Annotated in this window: 5 protein-coding genes; 4 read left to right on the top strand and 1 reads right to left on the bottom strand. The window is 59.6% G+C overall.

The window, feature by feature from the left end; translation table 11 throughout:
- A partial coding sequence (locus tag Q1M07_RS08285; RefSeq protein ID WP_300452900.1) for a S41 family peptidase occupies positions 1–1,095 on the bottom strand: 1,095 nt, incomplete at its 3' end.
- A 276-nt stretch (positions 1,096–1,371) separates the two neighbouring features.
- Here Q1M07_RS08285 and Q1M07_RS08280 point away from each other — a divergent pair.
- From Q1M07_RS08280 to Q1M07_RS08265, 4 genes are all read left to right on the top strand, one after another.
- Positions 1,372–1,689 carry a metalloregulator ArsR/SmtB family transcription factor gene (locus tag Q1M07_RS08280; protein ID WP_300452898.1) on the top strand — a complete coding sequence of 106 codons (318 nt, stop codon included), beginning with the start codon at positions 1,372–1,374 and terminating at the stop codon, positions 1,687–1,689.
- A 70-nt stretch (positions 1,690–1,759) separates the two neighbouring features.
- Positions 1,760–2,167, top strand: a complete 408-nt coding sequence (locus Q1M07_RS08275) for a rhodanese-like domain-containing protein (protein WP_300452896.1) — start codon at positions 1,760–1,762, stop codon at positions 2,165–2,167.
- Between the two features lie 2 nt (positions 2,168–2,169).
- The gene (gene grxC, locus Q1M07_RS08270; protein WP_300452894.1) at positions 2,170–2,439 is read left to right on the top strand and encodes a glutaredoxin 3; all 270 of its coding nucleotides are present in this window, start codon (positions 2,170–2,172) and stop codon (positions 2,437–2,439) included.
- Positions 2,440–2,493: 54 nt separating this feature from the next.
- On the top strand, positions 2,494–2,708 hold a 215-nt coding region (locus Q1M07_RS08265), incomplete at its 3' end, for a protein-export chaperone SecB (RefSeq protein WP_300452892.1).

Below are 2,708 nucleotides of genomic sequence, written 5' to 3'. Positions count from 1 at the left end.
TCCGCTCGGCGTGAAGTAACGCGCCGTAGTGAGCTTGATGGCGGCATTGCTGTTGAGCGGAAGAATGGTCTGTACCGACCCCTTGCCAAAACTCTGGGTACCCATCACGACGGCGCGTTTGTGGTCCTGCAGCGCACCCGCAACGATCTCGGATGCGGACGCCGATCCACCATTCACCAGCACCACCATCGGAACGGTCTTGATCGAAGCCGGCACGTTCTTGATGTAGTCGTCGCGGGAGCCACGCAGATAATCTTCGGGCACAGCCAGATACTTGCGCTTGGAATCCTCCGCCCGACCGTCCGTCGACACCACCAGCGCCTGCGGCGGCAGAAAAGCGGCCGAAACGCCGACCGCGCCATGCAGCAGGCCGCCCGGATCGTTGCGCAGATCGAGCACCAGTCCCTTCAAGTCGCCCTGCTTGACGAGCCTGTCCAGATGCTGGACGAGGGAAGCCGCAGTCTGTTCCTGGAACTGCACGACACGCACATAACCGTATCCCGGTTCGACGATCTTGGACTTGACGCTCTGAACCTTGATCACCTCGCGCACCAGGGTGACGACGACAGGCTTGGTTTCGCCCTTTCGCGCGATGGTGAGGGTAATACTCGTTTTGGGCTTGCCGCGCATGCGCTTGACGGCGTCGTTCAGAGACATGCCTTTGACCGACGTGTCGTCGAGCTTGATGATCAAGTCGCCCGCCTTGACGCCTGCCCGGAAGGCCGGTGTATCCTCGATCGGGGAAATCACCTTGACGAAGCCGTCCTCGGACCCGACTTCAATCCCCAGCCCACCGAATTCTCCCTGCGTCCCAACCTGCAGTTCCTTGAAGGCTTCGGCGTCGAGATAAGCGGAATGGGGGTCGAGATTGGAAAGCATTCCGCTGATTGCATGAGTAATCAGCTTCTTGTCTTCGACAGGCTCGACGTAACCCTGCTTGATGGCATTGAAAACGTCGGCGAGATTGCGCAATTCCTCCACCGGAAGGGGAGCAAGCGGCGACTTGTCCGCATTGGCCGAGAAGTTGAGACTGATCAGAACCCCGGCACAAAGCCCGGTAAATACCAGGCCGGCTTGTTGCAGTTTGCTGCGCATAAAGTCTCCGTCAGGACGCCGGGGCCTACAGCCCTTTTACGACGCCACCCCGCCCGGAAGCGGGCGGACCATAAATAGCGTGATGAGTATAAACCGGAAAGGTTCCAGGCTCGCCCGGCGGAACTGCCCGTCTCAATGACGCCCCGGACGGGCCTTTGTTCTCCGCGCCGCTTGGGGCATGACAGCGCTCGACCTGCACGTCTCACGGCGAGCCGCACTGTCGCTGGAAAAGGTGTTATTTTATAATATTAAAGTGCTTTGATAGCCGCCGATTTTGTGAAGACGACCGCCGACCTTATCGCCAATCAGGAGCACATCGAGACCGCCGCTCGGGCACTGAAGGCCATTTCCCATCCGCTGCGCTTGAAGATTCTCTGCGTGATCGGAGCCGAGGAAGCCTGTGTGCAGGACATCGTAGACGCCGTCGGAACCTCGCAAAGCAACATCTCCCAGCATCTCGCCATTCTTCGCGACAAGGACGTGCTGCTCACCCGCAAGGATGCCAACCGTGTTTTTTACCGTGTCGGCGACCCACGCACACTGCAACTCATTGCGATGATGCGCGAAGTCTTTTGCGGCAACGAAAGAGCCTAGGCCGCGTTTTCGCACCTCGTTTCAATCGATCCCCATCCATTCTTTTCCCTCCCCACCTGGAGTCAGTTTCGTGGAATTCATCCAGCAACACTGGTACTGGGCTGCGCTTGCAGCCGTTAGCGGCACCCTGCTCGTCATCACCTCCCTGCGCGGAGGCCGCGGAGTTTCTCCGGCCGAGGCGACCGCACTCATCAACCGCGACGACGCGCTCGTCATTGACGTGCGCGAGGCGGGGGAGTTCGCTTCCGGCCACATCCTGAATGCCCGCCACATCCCCCTTGCCGACCTCGAAAAGCGCATCGGCGAACTTGAAAAATTCAAGGACAAGCCTGTTATCGTCAACTGTCAGAGCGGCGGCCGCTCGGCTTCCGCCTGCACCGTCCTGAAGAAAGCGGGCTTTGCCAGCGTCCATAATCTCGAAGGCGGTATCGGCGCCTGGGAGCAAGCCGGAATGCCGATCAGCCGAAAGAAGAAATAATCATGCAACCGAAAATCCTGATGTACTCCACCGCTGTCTGCCCCTACTGCGTGCGTGCCGAAGGTCTGTTGCGCCGCAAGGGCGTCACCGAGATCGACAAAGTCCGCATCGATACCGATCCGGCACGACGCGACGAAATGATGGCGCGCACCGGCAGGCGTACCGTCCCTCAGATCTACATCGGCGACTTCCACGTGGGTGGCTGCGACGATTTGTTCGCACTCGACCACGAAGGCAAGCTCGACGCACTGTTGCGTGGCGAAACCGCCTGAGCAACACCCCAGCCTGCGACATCCGCCAACTCTTTCTCAACCGGAAAAACCACCATGTCCGAAAACGCCCAACCCGTCTTCTCCATCGAAAAGCTCTACGTCAAGGATCTATCCGTCGAAGTGCCGCACGCACCGCAGATCTACCTCGAACGCGAAGCGCCTCAGATCAATGTCCAGTTGCGCACTGAAGGCAACGGCGTCGACGAAGGCGTGTTCGAAGTGGCCCTGACCGTCACCGTCACCGCCAAGCTGCCCGACGACCGGACCGT

Source organism: Accumulibacter sp. (assembly GCF_029255285.1).
Lineage (GTDB): Bacteria > Pseudomonadota > Gammaproteobacteria > Burkholderiales > Rhodocyclaceae > Accumulibacter.
Note: the sequence above shows the minus strand (reverse complement) of the source record. Positions and strands in the feature narration are given on the sequence as shown.